Annotated in this window: 18 protein-coding genes; 2 read left to right on the forward strand and 16 right to left on the reverse strand. The window is 42.9% G+C overall.

Annotation, left to right across the window (positions count from 1 at the left end; all coding sequences use genetic code 11):
- On the forward strand, positions 1-504 hold a 504-nt coding region (locus DWY93_RS17640), incomplete at its 5' end, for an IS3 family transposase (protein ID WP_242990697.1).
- 119 nt (positions 505-623) lie between these two features.
- Here DWY93_RS17640 and DWY93_RS15415 read toward each other — a convergent pair.
- From DWY93_RS15415 to glmS, 8 genes are all read right to left on the reverse strand, one after another.
- Positions 624-1,544, reverse strand: coding sequence for a hypothetical protein (locus tag DWY93_RS15415; protein WP_117471299.1), 921 nt, complete (start codon positions 1,542-1,544; stop codon positions 624-626).
- Positions 1,537-3,519 (reverse strand): AAA family ATPase, encoded by a 1,983-nt coding sequence (locus tag DWY93_RS15420; RefSeq protein ID WP_117471300.1) that lies wholly within the window; start codon positions 3,517-3,519, stop codon positions 1,537-1,539. The genes DWY93_RS15415 and DWY93_RS15420 overlap by 8 nt, the downstream gene beginning before the upstream one ends.
- A gap of 198 nt (positions 3,520-3,717) precedes the next feature.
- Complete coding sequence (locus tag DWY93_RS17250) at positions 3,718-4,362, reverse strand: hypothetical protein (RefSeq protein WP_181968566.1); 645 nt, start codon at positions 4,360-4,362, stop codon at positions 3,718-3,720.
- Between the two features lie 62 nt (positions 4,363-4,424).
- Positions 4,425-4,643 (reverse strand): hypothetical protein, encoded by a 219-nt coding sequence (locus DWY93_RS15430; protein WP_117471301.1) that lies wholly within the window; start codon positions 4,641-4,643, stop codon positions 4,425-4,427.
- 66 nt (positions 4,644-4,709) lie between these two features.
- Positions 4,710-4,907: a hypothetical protein gene (locus tag DWY93_RS15435; protein ID WP_117471302.1), complete on the reverse strand. Its 198-nt coding sequence runs from the start codon at positions 4,905-4,907 to the stop codon at positions 4,710-4,712.
- Positions 4,900-5,172, reverse strand: a complete 273-nt coding sequence (locus tag DWY93_RS15440) for a hypothetical protein (protein WP_015552319.1) — start codon at positions 5,170-5,172, stop codon at positions 4,900-4,902. Before DWY93_RS15440 ends, DWY93_RS15435 begins: the two co-directional genes overlap by 8 nt.
- 363 nt (positions 5,173-5,535) lie before the next feature.
- Positions 5,536-6,927, reverse strand: coding sequence for a hypothetical protein (locus DWY93_RS15445; protein WP_117471303.1), 1,392 nt, complete (start codon positions 6,925-6,927; stop codon positions 5,536-5,538).
- A 50-nt stretch (positions 6,928-6,977) separates the two neighbouring features.
- The gene (glmS, locus tag DWY93_RS15450) at positions 6,978-8,816 is read right to left on the reverse strand and encodes a glutamine--fructose-6-phosphate transaminase (isomerizing) (RefSeq protein WP_117471304.1); all 1,839 of its coding nucleotides are present in this window, start codon (positions 8,814-8,816) and stop codon (positions 6,978-6,980) included.
- Positions 8,817-9,108: 292 nt separating this feature from the next.
- On the opposite strand from glmS, the gene DWY93_RS15455 reads away from it, so the two are divergent.
- On the forward strand, positions 9,109-9,897 hold the full coding sequence (locus DWY93_RS15455; protein WP_117471305.1) for a tyrosine-type recombinase/integrase: 789 nt from the start codon (positions 9,109-9,111) through the stop codon (positions 9,895-9,897).
- Positions 9,898-9,922: 25 nt separating this feature from the next.
- Here the strand turns inward: DWY93_RS15455 and DWY93_RS15460 are convergent, their stop codons facing one another.
- The 8 genes from DWY93_RS15460 to DWY93_RS15495 form a co-directional block, all read right to left on the reverse strand.
- On the reverse strand, positions 9,923-10,999 hold the full coding sequence (locus DWY93_RS15460) for a hypothetical protein (RefSeq protein WP_147324221.1): 1,077 nt from the start codon (positions 10,997-10,999) through the stop codon (positions 9,923-9,925).
- A 363-nt stretch (positions 11,000-11,362) separates the two neighbouring features.
- Positions 11,363-12,244: a hypothetical protein gene (locus DWY93_RS15465; RefSeq protein ID WP_117471307.1), complete on the reverse strand. Its 882-nt coding sequence runs from the start codon at positions 12,242-12,244 to the stop codon at positions 11,363-11,365.
- Between the two features lie 384 nt (positions 12,245-12,628).
- Complete coding sequence (locus tag DWY93_RS15470; RefSeq protein ID WP_117471308.1) at positions 12,629-13,324, reverse strand: hypothetical protein; 696 nt, start codon at positions 13,322-13,324, stop codon at positions 12,629-12,631.
- Between the two features lie 294 nt (positions 13,325-13,618).
- Positions 13,619-13,876 carry an IS200/IS605 family transposase gene (gene tnpA, locus DWY93_RS15475; RefSeq protein ID WP_242990701.1) on the reverse strand — a complete coding sequence of 86 codons (258 nt, stop codon included), beginning with the start codon at positions 13,874-13,876 and terminating at the stop codon, positions 13,619-13,621.
- A gap of 330 nt (positions 13,877-14,206) precedes the next feature.
- Positions 14,207-15,160 (reverse strand): macro domain-containing protein, encoded by a 954-nt coding sequence (locus DWY93_RS15480; protein WP_117471309.1) that lies wholly within the window; start codon positions 15,158-15,160, stop codon positions 14,207-14,209.
- Entirely contained in the window at positions 15,120-15,731 is a 612-nt protein-coding gene (locus tag DWY93_RS15485) for a hypothetical protein (RefSeq protein WP_117471310.1), read from the reverse strand. The genes DWY93_RS15480 and DWY93_RS15485 overlap by 41 nt, the downstream gene beginning before the upstream one ends.
- 71 nt (positions 15,732-15,802) lie before the next feature.
- Positions 15,803-16,894, reverse strand: a complete 1,092-nt coding sequence (locus DWY93_RS15490; RefSeq protein WP_117471311.1) for a HigA family addiction module antitoxin — start codon at positions 16,892-16,894, stop codon at positions 15,803-15,805.
- A partial coding sequence (locus DWY93_RS15495; protein WP_347466417.1) for a hypothetical protein occupies positions 16,863-17,215 on the reverse strand: 353 nt, incomplete at its 5' end. The genes DWY93_RS15490 and DWY93_RS15495, both read right to left, overlap by 32 nt.

Below are 17,215 nucleotides of genomic sequence, written 5' to 3' on the forward strand. Positions count from 1 at the left end.
GCCGTTATCGACCGTCCAAATCAGGCATGGTCAATCGACATCACCTATATCCCCATCAAGCACGGCTTCCTGTATCTGACAGCCATCATTGACTGGTATAGCCGTTGTATTGTTGGCTGGGAGATAGATGATACCTTGGACACCAGAATGGTCATAAACGCGCTGAAAAAAGCTTTCAAGGTGGCAAAACCCCTGATTCTGAACTCTGATCAAGGATGTCAGTTTACAAGCACCGAGTACATAGCATTTCTCAAAGAAAACCATATCCGTCAGAGCATGGATGGAAAAAGCCGCTGGGCAGACAACATCATGATTGAACGCTGGTTTCGTAGCTTCAAATATGAGGAAGCCTATCTTACACAGTATGCCAACATCCGGGAAGCGCGAGCGGATATCAAAAGCTATGTACATACCTACAACTTTGAGCGCTGTCATTCAGCGATCAACGATCAGACACCCGCATCATATTATTATCCGGCACTGCTGATTGATCATGCTGCTTAACGGGGGCACCTCCCTAATTCAGCTACAGATATCGGTTCATTATAAAATGCTTGAATTTTTGTCTTGACAACTGAACCACTATAGTTTACCCCTCAAACACGCAGCCGGGCATCCTCTTCTCACCCTCTACCTGCAATATCCCTCCTCAACTTCCTCAAAATCCCCTCTTCCGCCTCCTCATCCAACGGCTCTCCATACAGCACCCTATACGCGAAATCCTTTGTCGGGAACATTCCCATTTTTACCATCTCTTCCACTTTCGCATCGTCATACTGCTGCCGCAAAAGAAGATATTTATGCGCTGTGGCTTTATGCCGCTCATAGCGTTCTTCCAGATGAAGCGCCTTCACATTCTTCTCCATTCCCGCCCTCGGATGAAAATGGATCGTGCAGTCAGCAACCGGGACCTTTTCCATGTTGACTCCCACGGGCAGATCCGGGTAAAGCCATGTACAGCCTTCGATTCCATCTTCATAGGGATTCATTCCCAGGAGCTCTTCCCTTTTCATTCCATTGCAGTTCTGCCCGCTGGGAACAAGATTATAGAAGCACATTGCGAGCGCCGGATATTTTCCCTTCGGAAAGAAATGGTCGATCTCCAGTGTCCTCAGTTTTCCTCCATTTCCATTCTCAACAACATCCAGATACTCCTCGTCACAGTAGGGACAGATCGTGACACCAAGGTTTTCAATAAACATGTACGCATTATATTTCGTTGACGCATCCACATATTTATCACTTCCGGCACTGAAATAATCGGAATACATTCTCTTAAACTCATCAAACTGCAGCAGCTCCGGCCTGCCGATCATCTGCTTCAAAGTCTTCACATCTGCCAGGATAAAATCAGAAAGCCAGCTCCAGTCATCCCTGGCACTCATGTCCTCAAAGGTCCCAGAAACAAGCATGACACGGCTGATATTTGCAAACAGGTCTCTCCTGTATCCCTCCGTCTTCCTTTTCACAAATGCTATAACCGCTTCAATATGAGCGGCCTTAGCTGCGGAAAGCCGCCCCTCTTTCTCGGGTATTTTAATCACGATTTCTCACCTTCTCCATCTGAAGTTCAAATGCCCTGCGGATCATCCGGTCCCCGATGTGCTGGATCAACTGTTCCATCGACATCAAAAACGACTCATCAGCGTCACCATGATCCGCATACCTCTCCAGCCGCGAAAAAGCATTCTGCAGAAAGCTTCTGGAATACTCCCCGATGGTGTAATCAAGGAAAAATCCATCCGCCAGGATCGTGTGAATATTTGCACCAAAATATTCCTTATCTGATCCGTTCTTTACCAACGCATTTCCTGTCTCACGGTCGATCGTCAGCCTGGTGATCTCCTCCGGAAGAACATCAGAAAGCATAAATGGCGAATGCGTGCTGAGTATGATCTGGATCGTAGAAGGTCCCTGATATTTCTCAACGATTTTCAGCATGCGGGCGATAAACTGCCGTGCCAGCTCTGGATGCATATACGCCTCCGGCTCGTCCATCAGTATGATCTTGTCCAGTCCTCTGTTGGTCCTGCCGGAAGACGAAAGCTTCAAATAGTCCTCCATCCCGCCAAGGACCTTGGCATACTGATACTCCCCTGTGCTGAGTCTCGTAAACTCGTATGGAAGAAGACACTCCGTAAAAATCCCCGCATCATCCGGACGATACTGCTCCATGCGTTCAAACAGGTCATCAAACAATTCCCGATACTCCGGCCTCTCCATATCAACCACCGGTATGGAACATGTGTCCACCGTGAAATACCGGTCATCCAGCTTCTCGAGAAAACCGGCAATGTCCTTAATATCCCCCATGATCTGCCATAACAGCCCATGTGGATCCCCATCCCCGGCTCTGTCTATATACTCCGCCAGCCAGATACATCTCCTGACAATGGACATTTTTTCTCCATCCGGCAGCACAGTCGGATCGATGCTCTCCCTGCGCGTTTTCCCTATATAATAGTCCATAAACTCCTGGTAAGCATCCAGGTCCTCCGCCGGCTCCTCTTCCGCATTAAAGTTCCGGATCTTCTCGACCCATTTCCGCAGATACTTCGCATAATCCGTCCACAGATCATGAATGAACATCTGCTTGTTCGTCAGCGTTTTCTTCTTTTTCCTCTTCCGTACACGTTCCCTGGCCTCTGGATCATAGACTGCGCGTCTCTCATCCTGCAGTCTGTCATAAAACGTCCAGTATTCCTTCTCCACGGCCCTGGAAAGCTTTAACGGATACTGATCCGCAAAATTATGCGTCGACAGTACAAACGAAACCTGACGTTTCCCGCTCCCCGGTTCCAGGCTCGTAAGATATTCCCGGATATAGCCGCAGATCTGCCAGAGCGATGTCCTCTGGTATGGAAAAGCTGCCCTGCCGATCCAGTCACTCCTGAAATCCGTAAAATCCTCCTTATCATCCGGATACGGCGGCCGTATAAACGCATGAGCATCATAACAGTTCATGATCATCGCCATGTCACGGACCTTTAATTCAGAAAGATTTCTTTCGTATCCATACTCTTTTACTGCGCAAAATCTGACCGCCGTCTCGCCCGGCTTCAACGCTTTTTCCAGCGCAAAACGCACCGTCCGCAGCGTCCCCGCACGCCTCGCATTCTCCCTGATCGGCTCCGGAATCGTCGAATCATCCCTCTCCACAGGCTTCGGAAACTGCATGATCTCCATATCACATATCTCAAGGAAAAATTCCGTATCACTGATACTATAAAGCAGAAAATACGAGTCATCCTCTCCTTCCCACTTCCTATGATACCGCACATCATGCTTCGCCCCGATCATCTGAAGCAGATTCGTCTTTCCAGACCCCGTTTTTCCAACAAGAATATGGAGGTTGTCCGGCTTCCTGTCTCCACGGATGACCGCAGAAGCGGATGACTGGCCACGGTATTGGATCGACAGCTTGTTGTTTGAGAAATTGACATGCCAGCGGTGATCGAAGATGATTTTCTGGGTGGTGTAGTTTTTGAATTTGTTTATGTAGGCGTAGATGAGGATCATGAGTTGGACTCCTTTATTTGATTACTAAAACTTCCCACACCGATATGGTGTGTTGAACCTTGAAAATTCAATATTTCAGCCAATAAAAAAGGCATAAACCTGTTCCGTTTGGTATAATGGAATTGACTAGAAACCATCTTTACAAAGGAGATTTATGCCATGTCCAGTATACCACAAAACCATTCTGATGAAAAAGCCCTAATTGACTGCGTTCAGAGATTTTTTTCTAAACACCATATCGGTAAACTTCTTGCCAGATGTAATGGCATGAAAGAAAAAGGTGTTTCGCCGGTTTCTCTGCTTCGTTACAAACTCAGTAACATTTTTGTCGGAAGAAGTATGTATATGCAGCAACAGACCGGCTCTTTTGAGGAAGCGTTTTCCAAGAACACGTTCTACCGTTTCCTTAATTCCGCAAAAACAAACTGGCTCCGTTTTACTTCTCTTCTTGCTGCAGATATCATAAATCGCGACATCAAAGGTCTGACGAATGATAGCAGGAAAAATGTCTGAGCAGTCTTCCCTATCTCCACGTAAATGCATCAATAAGTCATTTCCTGTCAAACTCTTATATTTCTGATTTTCACAGTTGCCACATTTTATCTGCTTTCCCTCGCGTTTTGGGCATAAACCATTTTTCCAATAGTTCCAACATTGTGTGTAATATCCTGTCTTTCCGGTTTTGGGATTCGGCTTTCCTGATCTCTTGCTATAGACATCAGTTCTGCCCTTGAAGAATGAATAGAAATAGTTGGCGTGTTTTGGTGTAATCGTCTCCAGGTATTCAATTCGTTTCTTAAGAACATCAATCTCAGTCCCTAACTTTTTTGTTTTATTGCCCATACCGCTGCTCATAGAATTATCTACACTTTCTTTTGAATGCACCCTTATGATTTTAACGCTTTTTACCAGTTAAACAAATAATCATCCAAATCTTCAAATGCTTCCTTTAGCTCTGAATCCTTTTCCTGTTCTATTACTTTTTCAAGAAAAATTGCATCTGAATCCGTTCCCACAGCACTTAAATCATATGTCATTTCAACTAACTTTTGCAGCCTGCGGCTTTTTGCTGAATTATGTTCCATGCAATATCTTTCGATTAGAATTCTTGAGTATTCCTGCATGTTGGTCCGCCTTTCCACTTATTATATATTTTATCCTCTCCATATATAAACTAAGACTTTCCAGGTTTAAAATGGAAAGTCTCTCGCGATCCGAACCTCAATATCATCCATGCTGGTCTCCAAAACCTTACCATCACTTGAAAACACTACGGCCCGATCAGGACGATTCAAATTCAAAACACGGAATCCCTCAGCGCAACGGGTAAACGCATAACCATTTACAATCATATCTGCCGCATCTGCAACCTGCTTCACATCAACCATTTGCCACCTCCACGCTTTTGATTGGATTTAAGAACTTATCGACATCGAAATACAAATTCTGGAGAATCGGAACTAAATCAATATATTCTTCTTCCGGTTTCTCGTTGTGCTTATACTTTGCCATAACAACAAGATATCCATTGTCCCACTCTTTCACTGCTGTATATCGTTCCAACGAATACGGAGCAATGAACCGGATCACATGATTTCCGAACTGGAACACGGTATAGTTTTTCTCATTGCTAAGAGTTGCTACGCCACTCATGCCAATTCCTCCTTCAAAAGTTCCGAAACCATTTTATAGGTTCCATTTATTGTTTCCACTCTTTGATATCAACCATGGTATTGTCTTCCACATTCAGCATACGTAAATATCGCTGTGTAGTCAAGCTGAACCACTATACCATTATAATTCGTCAGAATCCCGTTCCATTACGTAAACGCTATGGAGCGTTTACAATTTAAATAACAAAAAGGAAGCCACCTCTCCGAACTCTCCACCAACCATAGAAAATCCCAAGCGATCGCTCCCTTTTTCTCTCATTCAATATTCACCTATAAACTAAAACTACTACAACCTACAATCAACCTCTCGGTTCCAGTGTTCCCGTACGGACATTAGTGTTCTCTACTCCAACACCACACACCCCACAACACTCTTCCCAAGATCCTTCACTCTCTCAATCTCCAGTTCCAGCGCACTATACTTAGACATGCCGCACTGCTCAACAAACACGACACCATCGCACTCCGGCAGCTTCTTAACGGTCTCAGCGTCCTCCAGCATGCAGTTTCCAGAGATCACGCGAATTCCGCTAAGCTCTTTCTCAAGTGCCTCCGCAGCCCCTCTAAGGATTTCAGAATCCACATCTCCGGTAACAAGAATGGTCTTCATTCCATCCGCATAGTTCCTAATATTCGCCGCGATCAGCCCATACTCCGTCTCAGCGTTCACGTTGCATGCGCGTCCCTCAAGACGATTCAGCCATGCGTCGATCGCTCCAGCTTTCTTTCCGCCCTTGGAAAGTCTTCCGAGAACTTTTACCTTATAGCGGGATCTGAGTTCCTTCGCAGAATACAGCTTATCACTCATCACAAACGCAACACAGATTCCAAACACAATAAGGAATCCACCAAGAATTCCACCGAGAATTCCATATTTAATCGCGCTCTTTAACGCCGCACGCTTGGAAGAATCGACTTCCTTCGGCTCCTCAAGTTCATCATATGCAGTCTGCTTTGTCTGTAAACTGTCATTCAGCGTTGTCAACTTCTCGGTCTGCTGGCGCTGAAGTTCTGCAAGATTAAGGTTCACCAGCGCGCTGACACTCTCATTTACGATAGAAACAGTATGTTCCCCAATACTTGTGGCGATCCGGTCATGCATATCGTCTACATGTGCCAGAAATGCGTCAAGAACTTCCTTGGCATCTTCTTTTGTCGTGTGCTTTACATCGATCGTGAGCATGCGGTTTAACTGGCCATCCCGATTCGCACCGATGGTCACTTCTACAAGTTCCTCCAGATATCTCGGCTCCGTCTTTACCTGTTTCGCAACATCCTCAAGAACTGCGCTGCTGGTTAAAAGAGACTGGTATGCCTGAAGGATCGTATCTGTATTGTCACGATTCTGATACTCCATACCCGGCATGATCTGATATCCCGTGGAAACGAACAGATCCGCCCTCGCCTCGCACACATCATACGGGCTCATGTTGATCCAGATCGAATGATCCAGATATTCCTGCTGGTTCGCAATATCTGTGCGGAGATTTTCCATCTCGCGCTCATACGTAGACTTATTCTTCTCATAGAGCTCCAGATCATTCTGGTAAGTTACTCTCGCTTCCTTCGCCGTCTCCGGGTCATTCTGCTTCCTGTAAGTCATCGCGCCCTTCGCACCGCCAAGCAGAACCGCCATAATAACCGCGACTGCAAGCACCGGCCTCCATTTATGAAGAACCGCAAACATCAGGTCCTTCAGGTCGATCTCTACAACTTCATTTGAATTGTTTTCCATGGTACTCTCCTTCATCTTTATTTCCCAACGTGTAAAATTCCACGCGAAAATTATTCCACCGTCACACTCTTCGCCAGATTTCTCGGCTTATCTACATCAAGTCCCTTCGCGACAGATACATAATACCCCAGCAGCTGCAGCGGGATCACCGCAAGACTCGCCGCAAACAGCGGATCCGTCTTCGGGATATAGATCACAAACTCCGCACAGTCCTCGATGCTGTAATTTCCATACGTCGTGAGCGCCATCAGATACGCCCCGCGGCTCTTGCATTCGACCATGTTGCTCACAGTCTTCTCATAGAGATCCTGCTGCGTCAGCACTCCGATCACCAGAGTTCCCGGCTCGATCAGGCTGATCGTTCCATGCTTCAGCTCCCCGGCCGCATAGGCCTCAGAGTGGATATAGCTGATCTCCTTCATCTTAAGACTGCCTTCCAGACTCACCGCATAGTCGATTCCGCGACCGATAAAGAACATATTCTGTGCGTTCATCTGCTTCGCCGCGAACCACTGGATCCGCTCCTTGTCCTCGAGAAGCTTCTCGATCTTATCTGGGATCGTCTGAAGCTCCGCGATCAGCTCCGCTGCCCTGTCCTCATCAATCTTTCCACGGACGCGGGCAAATTCGATGGATAAAATATAGGACGCGATCAGCTGTGTGCTGTATGCCTTCGTCGTCGCGACCGCGATCTCCGGTCCTGCAAGCGTGTAGAAAACATGGTCCGCTTCCCGGGCGATCGTGGATCCGACTACATTGACGATTGCTAACGTCTTAACCCCATGGGCCTTCGCCTCCCGGAGCGCCGCAAGACTATCCGCCGTCTCTCCGGACTGGCTTACGATGATCACAAGAGAATTCGGCGCAAACAGCATTCTCCGGTAACGGAACTCCGACGCAAGCTCCACGCGAACCGGGATCTGCGCCAGCTCCTCGATCACATACTGGGCAGCAACACCAACATGGTACGCGGAACCACAGGCAACAATATAGATCTGCTGCAGCTTCTGGATCTCTTCCTCCGTGATTCCTACTCCGCCAAGATCAATCTTACCATCCCGGACAACCGAATTTACTGTATCACGGACCGCTTTCGGCTGCTCATGGATCTCCTTCATCATAAAATGCTCAAAGCCCGCTTTCTCCGCAGCTTCCGCATCCCACTGGATCTCCACCAGATCTTTCTCGATCTCATCGCCGTCCAGATTGTAGAACGTCACACTGCCTTTCTGCAGACGGCACATCTCCATATTTCCGATATAATAAACATTTCTCGTATACTTTAAGATCGCCGGAACGTCCGATGCGACAAACGATTCGCCGTCCGCAACACCGATGATCATCGGGCTGTCCTTTCTCGCCGCATAGATCTCTTCCGGATAATCCCGGAACATGATGGCCAGCGCGTAAGAACCGCGGATCCGCACCATTGCATGGTTGATCGCGTCCACCGGCGTATGCTCATACTTCTTATAGTAATAATCGATCAGCTTGATCGCAACCTCTGTATCTGTATCAGAATAGAAATTATATCCCTTGTGCTGCAGCTTTTCCCGGAGTTCCTGATAATTCTCGATAATTCCATTATGGACACCAACCACATTCCGGTCATCGCTGCAGTGCGGATGCGCGTTCAGCTCACTCGGTTCCCCGTGAGTTGCCCAGCGGGTATGCCCGATTCCGCATGTTCCGTGCATTGCGGTTCCATCATTCGTCTTTTCCGCAAGAACGCGCAGGCGACCTTTCGCCTTTACGATCTCCACATCCTTCTCTCCGTCCCGGACCGCGATTCCCGCCGAGTCATATCCACGGTATTCCAGTTTTGCAAGTCCGTCAAGCAACACCTGAGCTGCCTGTCTACGTCCTGTAAATCCAACGATTCCACACATATGTAAATTCCTTCATCTTTCTCAAATCTCATATCCTGTCGAAAAGACAGTTGGTTTGATTATAACACAATCAAGAAAGCCATACAAGTATGATCCTGACTGATACCGCTGTTTCTGAAGAATTCCCGGAGAATTCCCATAGAATTGCCGCAAATTCTCCTGCCACCGCCTCCATTGTGATTTTTCTGGATCCTACTTATAATTTTTGTAATCCCAACGTCACTGTCCAGCATCTTTACAGTTACTTTTCAATTACAAATGATACCGCATCGTACGGTAGAACGGAGGTCCCATGGAACATTTATTTGAAACATATCTCACCCAGCGAAAGCTCTCCCCGAACACCATCAAGTCCTACAACTACAGCCGCGAACTCTTCTTCTCCCTCTATCCCCGGCTCACTCAGAGGAATCTGGAACAGTATAAGCTCTATCTTCTGGAGACCTACCGTCCCCAGACCGTCAACCTGCGGATCCGGGGCATCAACTGCTACCTGGAATTCTGTGGGAAAGGCCACTGGAAGCTGCCTTTTATCAAGAAACAGCAGAAACCATTTCTCGAAAATGTGATCAGCGAAGCCGACTACCTCTACCTCTTAAACTCCCTGAAACGCGACGGCTATCTCTACTGGTATTTCGTCGTCCACTTTCTCGCCTCCACCGGCGCCAGGATCCATGAATTCGTCCAGTTTAAAGTTGAACATGTCCGATGCGGCTACATCGATATCTACTCGAAAGGCGGCAAGCTCCGCCGCATCTATATCCCAAAGCCTCTCCAGCAGGAAGCGCTGGACTGGATCAACACTGAACAGCGGACCAGCGGCTTCCTCTTCACAAACCGCTACGGCGACCGGATCACCTGCCGCGGCATCGCGAGCCAGCTTAAGAAATTCGCGCTCCTCTACGTGATCGACCCCAACGTCGTCTATCCCCACTCCTTCCGCCACCGCTTCGCGAAAAGCTTTCTGGAACGCTTTAACGATATTGCTCTCCTCGCCGATCTCCTTGGACATGAAAATATCGAGACCACAAGGATCTATCTGAGGAGAAGCAGTAGAGAACAGCGGGAAGTGATCGATTAGGTCGTAAACTGGTAATACGCGTCCGTCACATGCCTTTCCGCACCGCTTCAAGAATCATCTCGCACAGATACAGCATCTTGGGACCTGCCTGAATATACTCCTGCAGGTCCTTTCCTTCCCCGTGGAAGGTCTTATTTCGAAGAGCGATCATTTTCTGAAGAAACGCCCGGTCCACCTCGATCTCATGGTCATGGATCTTCAATTTCTCAATTTTCATGTACTGCAGGATATTCTTAAGCTTATCCGCCCGTCCAATATTCGCTGCCCTGGCAAGCGCTCCTGACACCTGGCCGCAGAGCTGTTTCCGCTCCTTCGTACTAAAATCATCCCGCTCCGCCAGGAGCTCCTGAAGCATATCCCCGATCTCCTTCCTCGTTTCCTCCGGATAGAGCGGAATCGCCCCGTTATACTGTTCATAACGGTGTTCGATATATTCGATGATCGAGAACAGATGAAAGAACTTACTTTTCGCATCTTCCTGCCCGAGAGCGATATAATACTCATTCATCAGAAACTCGTACGCCTCATTCTCCGGCATGGTCCAGTTCTTATAGTCGATTTTTCCTTCCCGGAATTTCAGGCAGCTCGTCATGTAAAAGCCTTCCGTCATATGATTCCACACATGGAACTCCCGACCATTCCCCTGATTCTCCAGATATTCCAGATACGGCTCATACTCCTGCTTTTTCCACACCGCATGACTCCAGTCCGCCTCCACGCGGGGCTGGTAGTGATGGCGGTTGCAGTTGTGATGGTTGATCTCCAAGGTAAGATTCTTACAGATCCGCTCAATCGTCCCCGACAGATATTCGCAGGCTGCATCTTTTGTCTCTCCGAGGATATTTTCGATCGTCATACTAAAATATGGTTCCGGCATGTGGTCCTTTTCGATGTTTTCCTTCCGGACGCTACTGAGTTCGATCTTGTAGGTGTCAGAAAAAGTCTTTGGCTCACCGTTTTCTTCCTTTATCTGAACTGTCTGATTGAGTTCCCATACAAATGGCTTTTCGAGTTCTACTCTGAATTCCGAATCTGGAGTCCGGTCGTATAGAGCCATGCGGTTGTAGGTTAGGTGTAGTTCTATATTGTACCTAAATAACATATCTATTCCCCCATTTCTGTCTGGATATAAATACTTTCTCGTCTAGGCTTTACGGTTTTGATCGAGAGAGCATAACTTCATAGTTATCTCAAAATTGACTGGCGGAACAGGTTTCCTCTACTTCGTCAGTCATTAACAGACTGTCCGTTTAATATGGCCCTGCTTGTCCGGGGAATGCGGCCCTGCTGGTCGCTAAACTTGGCTATATGCACCTGTATCTGTGCAGCCCACTGACGCAGCCGAACCTGTTCCGCCACCAGGCTTGTTAAGGTAAGACTATTATTGCAGAAAATAGGGCAGAAATACAGGTACTCACTTTGAGGCGGTTACGTAACACCTAGCATAGCTGGGCGATTAGATTTTTCACTTATATACTTCAGGTTCCATATCTTTCCATTTAATAATTTTAATTGGAATTCCAAGGAAATAAGCCACTGCCATAAATTTATCGGCGAACTTGTTGTCATTCGTTATAAATATATCGCACATGGTTGCATTTATTGAATGCTGTATATCATAGGTTCCAGAATTTGAATGCTTATCCGAACCATCTCTCCTGAAACCACATTTTGTTAATACGAAGTATAGCTGTTCCATAACAAATTCAAGCTTTCCGTAATTATCTTGAATACTATGATAAATCGCAGGTTTTATTTCAACATCCGAACTAATTATCAGCCGTTTTATTTGTTCTTTTGCTGCACGTTCCCCATACAAATTATTAACGGTTTCTATCAAAGAATTGTGAGGTTGAGATACCTCCATTTTAAGTTGGTTTGAAATAGTGGATAATAGATTTACTTCATTCTTTACTCTCGCCGTATCCCATACTATTTTATATTCTTCTTCTTTTTTATGAATTACTCCTTTAAACAAGTCTTTAGGATTATAAGCATTTTTATCCATTTGTTTTCGATTTAAAGAACGCTTCAGAATAATATTTGTCGTATCATAGCGTTCAATATCCTGATATGTCTGATCATAACTTTTAGGCACGTACTTGATTCCATTTATTGTTGGTTTAATAACCCCATTTGCGGACATGCTTCGAAGCGTCATTTCGAGAGAATCCGTAAGTCCCTTTTTCTCAATTGTTTCATTTTTTCGAGCCCTGTAAATTTCTTCCAAATGAGCAACACTAATAAAATATTCCCATCCTTCTTCTTTTTTTAACTGGAAATATGACCTTATGCAGTCATTTTTATCAATGTAATCCCATATTTGATAATCTAAGTATACTCTCATTATGATGCTCCTTTTATTAAGAATCTATTTGTTTTCGAGGTATTTCAGTAACTTATCTCTAATAAGATATAGGTATTTGTATAGAGCATATTTGGCAGTAAAATTCGCTGACGTTTTCTTATGAGTATTATTAGTGGAGCCTGCAAAAATAATATCCAGCCGGAAAACAGCCACAAGCATATTCATATGATTAAGTAGTAGGGATCTTGCAATTTATCCTCCACTTCAATAAAATCTCCAATCTTTATTTTAGAAACTTATTAAACTTCTTGATTTCTCCCAATTCACGGTATCAAAAAATCGTGTTCCCATTGTTTCTAAAGTTGTATTGCAAATCAAGTCAATCAGTTGATTTTTATTAGGAGTAAAGTCCATATTATCTACTCAAAGACTTGTGGAAGAGCATTGAAAACAGGTCCTTTTATGTGCATAGAAAATTTTGATTTGCCGTAAATCATAAATTAAATCATTATATTTATTATAATCGCGATAGAATAAATTTTTTATAATAGGAATAATTGCGTAAAGTAAAGAAAAAATTATTATCGAAATGATAATTACATTTATAGCCATCATAATCATTGTATTTTGTGTAGCTGCATCACCAATTTTTTGTGCCACGTAAGCAACAACGGGGACAATTAGTGCACCTAGTATTTGAAGAGGCTTTTTTAATTGTAGAAAAAAATCACAGTGTAATTGAGCTATCTGTGCTTCTGCAATTAGTAGATCAATGGTGTCTACATCGAAATAGTCGATACCATATTTCTGCAAATTTTCAAGAGTTATATTGATTCTTTCCACAGAATAAGGAACATAGTGTTTTTGAAGCATATGCTCCAGATTCCCTTTTTTTGAGTCAATAAATATAAAAATACTTAGAAATAGTAGCGCTAATATTAGTAAAATTATAGATAGAGTAGATTGATTAAAAAACAGCAATAACATTTCGGATAATGCCACCACAAAAATAAGAATGATAGCGATTTTCCGATATAATGGTAATTGAGTAAAAGGAATACTATTTTTTATTCCTTTAAGACCGATTTTGTATGAAATAAAAAAGTCACAAAAGCGCATTGATGTATCTTCCTTTCAAGTTATCAACCACCACTTCAAGTGGTGGTTTAATTTTAGCCCTCCAAAGGACTATTACTACTGCTTGCCCCGAAGGGCGGTATCGCAAGCACTGTTGCTGGCTCCGCTATAAAGCGGTACTACTGGAATCCTCTCTTCTTGAGTCTTCTGCTTACTCTCTTATATATTACTGTACAGCTTCTTCTGTTATAGTGCCGATTGTCTCTACATAGTATCCTCGCGCCCAAAAAGCTTTGTCCCATTTGCTTTGCAACTCTGGATGTCTATCGTAAATCATTAGCGTACTTTTCCTTTTAAATATCCCATAAAATCTGAGATACTTTCTTTCGGCGGAATTGCTACGCTTAAATGGACATGATCCTTACATACTGCACCTGCTATGATCTCCACTTTTCGGTACTTGCATAATGTACTTATGATTTCCTTAATGTCTTCTCTTAATCTTCCATACAAAATTCTTTTTCTGTATTTCGGTATAAATACTATGTGATACTGGCATTTCCATCGGGTATGTGATAAACTTCTATTGTCCATTTGGACCGCCTCCTTTGATTTTGAGTTTGGCTTGCGACACCATTCTCGTCATATCACAGGAGGCTTTATTTTGTTATCCTCACCGTCTCTACTTATTCCATTCTCCTCAGCATAGCTGGGGAATTAGACTTTTCATTCACAGAGGAACAACAACAGTTACTTCGCCAAAACCCTTACATTCCCAGTTATGGATCTCCTTTATGGCCTTCTAACAATCCTCTCCATATAAACGGTATAATGTTTCTTTCTATAGTTAGAATTCAAGATTGATATGTAACCATTAAGCCATTACCCCTTCCAATTCATGCTAATACCCTCAGGGAAGTATACCTATTTAAATTCACACTTATAATCAATATATTTCCCAATCCTTTTTAAATCCATCTTATCTTCAAGGTAATCTTTGGGACTAATACAAATAGTTAACTTCCGAGCAATCTTGTCTTTAGAATCAACAAAAATATTAACAGTCTCTTTTACAACATTTTCTAATGTTGCTTCTCGAATCGCAGCTTTTCCCGTTCCCATTAAAGGTGTAGCAATATCATCACAGTGGCCAAACAAAAGTATAGCGTTTAATAATCCTTTCAGAGCAATATCGACATTGTGATATGTTTGATTTATTGGTTTTCCATATTTGTTTACATCATTTATAGCGACAAAATAAAAATGTTTTCCCCTTACATCAACTTTTGCCACTGTTCCTACCGGATATTGCTTTACTGGACCATGTATATCTGAACTAGCTTTGCCAATAACTCCCTGCTGTTCGAGACTAGTTGCAATTAATTTATCCAATTCATTCATATTTTTTGCAAAATATTTGAGTTGAAAAGCTCCTTGCACACTATTTGGGCTAACATATTCAGCCTCCATAATTGTGCGAAAATATGTATTTGTGGGTATCACATAACTAGACGCTTTTATGGAGAATAGATCATTTACCTCAACCTCAACTTGAAGGTCATCATCTTTTACCTTACTTTTGTAAGACACCTGTTCATGATTTTTAACAAAAGATGTGATGGTGCCTATTAATATTAGAATCATCCAATATCTCTTACAAAGATTTTCAGCTGTAGTAAATCCTATCAAATCTTTCAGAAGAACTGAAAAAGCGAAAACAGATGAAATATAACCTATCGCCGTATATCCTAATTTGAATACTGCTGCGATGGTATTTTTTTCAGCCATTAAACACTTAATCCATATTTTTATTTTGTCATAAAAAACAACTATTTTTCTATTCATATCCAAGTGCTTTTTTGATATATTGATAGTCACCAACTTTTTCTCCCTGAGCATTCTTTTTCCAAAATGGATGTGCATTTTCTTCATATGCATTCATGTATGCAGGAAGCCACTTTGACTGTTTATTCAGCGAATTATAAACTATAATAATTGTCTTATTCTTCTTTTGTGCCTGCATAAATTCATGCTTAAGGTAAGAAAATGCATTGATGTATCCTACGTCATCATTGGGACCTGGTGTTGATGTTTTTCCATATATTTTACAGGTATCTGATCCATTCGCATTTTGCTTATATGGTGTACAATCACATCCCTCGCCATCACTATTTCTCTTACATGAGCTGCCAGCTGTGCGGGAAGCTGTTTTATCACCAACAATGAAAATAACTGCTGAAGAGGCACAAATCTGCGCATTAAATTCCTTCTTTAAATCACACGGGCGACAATCTTTATCGTTTGATATGCTTCTTGATGCAACTTGCGCAGTATCAACATAATCCACTTTATGTTTGGCATCTTTTCCCCACGAATGAAGTTCATTGATCACATCGCGATCACCATCATCTGCAGAATAATCTGCACTAATATATACTCTCTGGCTCATTAATAATCCTCCGTTGTAAAATTTTAAGTTCTAAATAATCAGATTGACTATTTTATACAAAAGTATTTCATCTAATCACTCCACTTATATCTCAATTTATACTTGCTATACATTTTATAATCTAAATATTTTTCTTTTTGCAGGCGCCCTATAACGATATATGGCATTACATTCTGGGATTCAGCATATCTGCAAATTGCTTCAATAGAAAAATCCTTTCTTTGAATAAACATTTCATAGCTTTTAGGAGACAAGAGCATATTACTTGCAAAAAGGTCAGCAGCTAATTCTTTGTCTTGATCATTACCATAGTCTAAAAATTTCAGATTTTTCCCTATATCTCCATTAACAATATGGCCGATTTCATGGAATAAGGAAAACCAAAAAATATCGGCAAATGCCCCCCTTATAGTCAAAACCATTTGATATATGCCATCACTTTTTTGAGAAATATATCCTTGCACAGGAGCACCTCTGAAATTTCTTGCAACTGAAAAATCTATTCCATATTTCTCCATTACATTCTTTAAATCTCTTTGTATCACTGCGTTTTTACAGCACATAACACTTTTTATTTCATGAATTAAATCAGTAGTATATTTTTTCTCGAATTTAGCTGACATGATTTTATCGTTTCCAGCAAGCTGACACAGACGAATCCATGCGCCAAGCACATTTGGATTTACCGTGGCATAACCAGCCATACGAAAAGCGCCAACTGGAATCATTTCTTTCAAATTTGCTATATCACTAATTTGTAAAACCTTTCGCAAAGAAAGAATGGAATCATCTTTATTTTCTCCTGTAGGCATCATTCCTCTTTGCCTCAAATATTTTACAATATCCTTTAAATCTTCTCGTACACTGCGTTCTTTATCAGTAATTGTTTGCTCTTCGTTTATTTCTAAAAGTTCCGCCTCATAATTTGCCTGAAGGTTCAACCAAAAAGACTTTGGTACTCCTAAAGCATATTCTAATCCCATCGCAAAGTTCGCAGATATGCCCTTTTTCCCCGCAATTACATTACTTACGTAAGCCGGAGAAACCCCGGCTCTTGATGCCAACTCAGCCTGCGTAATTCCACGGTCTTCTAACACATCGGCAATAGTTTCTCCCGGGTGAATTATTAGATCACGAGATATACCAATTTTCTTTGCTGCCATGGTAATCACTCACTCCTTCCACTTCAATTTCGGTACAAATCATAATAGTATCTTGCGTTGCATTTGGTTCAATAATCAATCTGGCATTTGGTGCCACATGTAACGAATACCGAATTTGCTGATACCCTTCAAGTGGTTCCGGTTTTCCTAATCCTAATGCTAAAAAATCTCCAAAACACTCTGCTGCTTTTAAGCGATCCATATGCTTTTTTATAGTTTTTACCCATTCAAAAGGTATTTTCTTTTGCATTTTATTATAGTCTTCAAAGTATTTTTTTACTTTAACCTGTTGTGCTAGATAAAATAATATAAAGAAACTTC

Source organism: Clostridium sp. AF28-12 (assembly GCF_003435225.1).
Taxonomy (GTDB): domain Bacteria; phylum Bacillota; class Clostridia; order Lachnospirales; family Lachnospiraceae; genus Pilosibacter; species Pilosibacter fragilis.

Coding starts and splice junctions, on each gene's coding strand:
- tnpA (WP_242990701.1), bottom strand. CDS start 13,876: ATGGACAATAGAAGTTTATCACATACCCGATGGAAATGCCAGTATCAC.
- DWY93_RS15420 (WP_117471300.1), bottom strand. CDS start 3,519: ATGATCCTCATCTACGCCTACATAAACAAATTCAAAAACTACACCACC.
- DWY93_RS15440 (WP_015552319.1), bottom strand. CDS start 5,172: ATGAGTGGCGTAGCAACTCTTAGCAATGAGAAAAACTATACCGTGTTC.
- glmS (WP_117471304.1), bottom strand. CDS start 8,816: ATGTGTGGAATCGTTGGATTTACAGGACGTAGACAGGCAGCTCAGGTG.
- DWY93_RS17250 (WP_181968566.1), bottom strand. CDS start 4,362: ATGGGCAATAAAACAAAAAAGTTAGGGACTGAGATTGATGTTCTTAAG.
- DWY93_RS15460 (WP_147324221.1), bottom strand. CDS start 10,999: ATGTTATTTAGGTACAATATAGAACTACACCTAACCTACAACCGCATG.
- DWY93_RS15445 (WP_117471303.1), bottom strand. CDS start 6,927: ATGGAAAACAATTCAAATGAAGTTGTAGAGATCGACCTGAAGGACCTG.
- DWY93_RS15470 (WP_117471308.1), bottom strand. CDS start 13,324: ATGCGCTTTTGTGACTTTTTTATTTCATACAAAATCGGTCTTAAAGGA.
- DWY93_RS15430 (WP_117471301.1), bottom strand. CDS start 4,643: ATGCAGGAATACTCAAGAATTCTAATCGAAAGATATTGCATGGAACAT.
- DWY93_RS15435 (WP_117471302.1), bottom strand. CDS start 4,907: ATGGTTGATGTGAAGCAGGTTGCAGATGCGGCAGATATGATTGTAAAT.
- DWY93_RS15490 (WP_117471311.1), bottom strand. CDS start 16,894: ATGGCAGCAAAGAAAATTGGTATATCTCGTGATCTAATAATTCACCCG.
- DWY93_RS15465 (WP_117471307.1), bottom strand. CDS start 12,244: ATGAGAGTATACTTAGATTATCAAATATGGGATTACATTGATAAAAAT.
- DWY93_RS15485 (WP_117471310.1), bottom strand. CDS start 15,731: ATGAGCCAGAGAGTATATATTAGTGCAGATTATTCTGCAGATGATGGT.
- DWY93_RS15455 (WP_117471305.1), top strand. CDS start 9,109: ATGGAACATTTATTTGAAACATATCTCACCCAGCGAAAGCTCTCCCCG.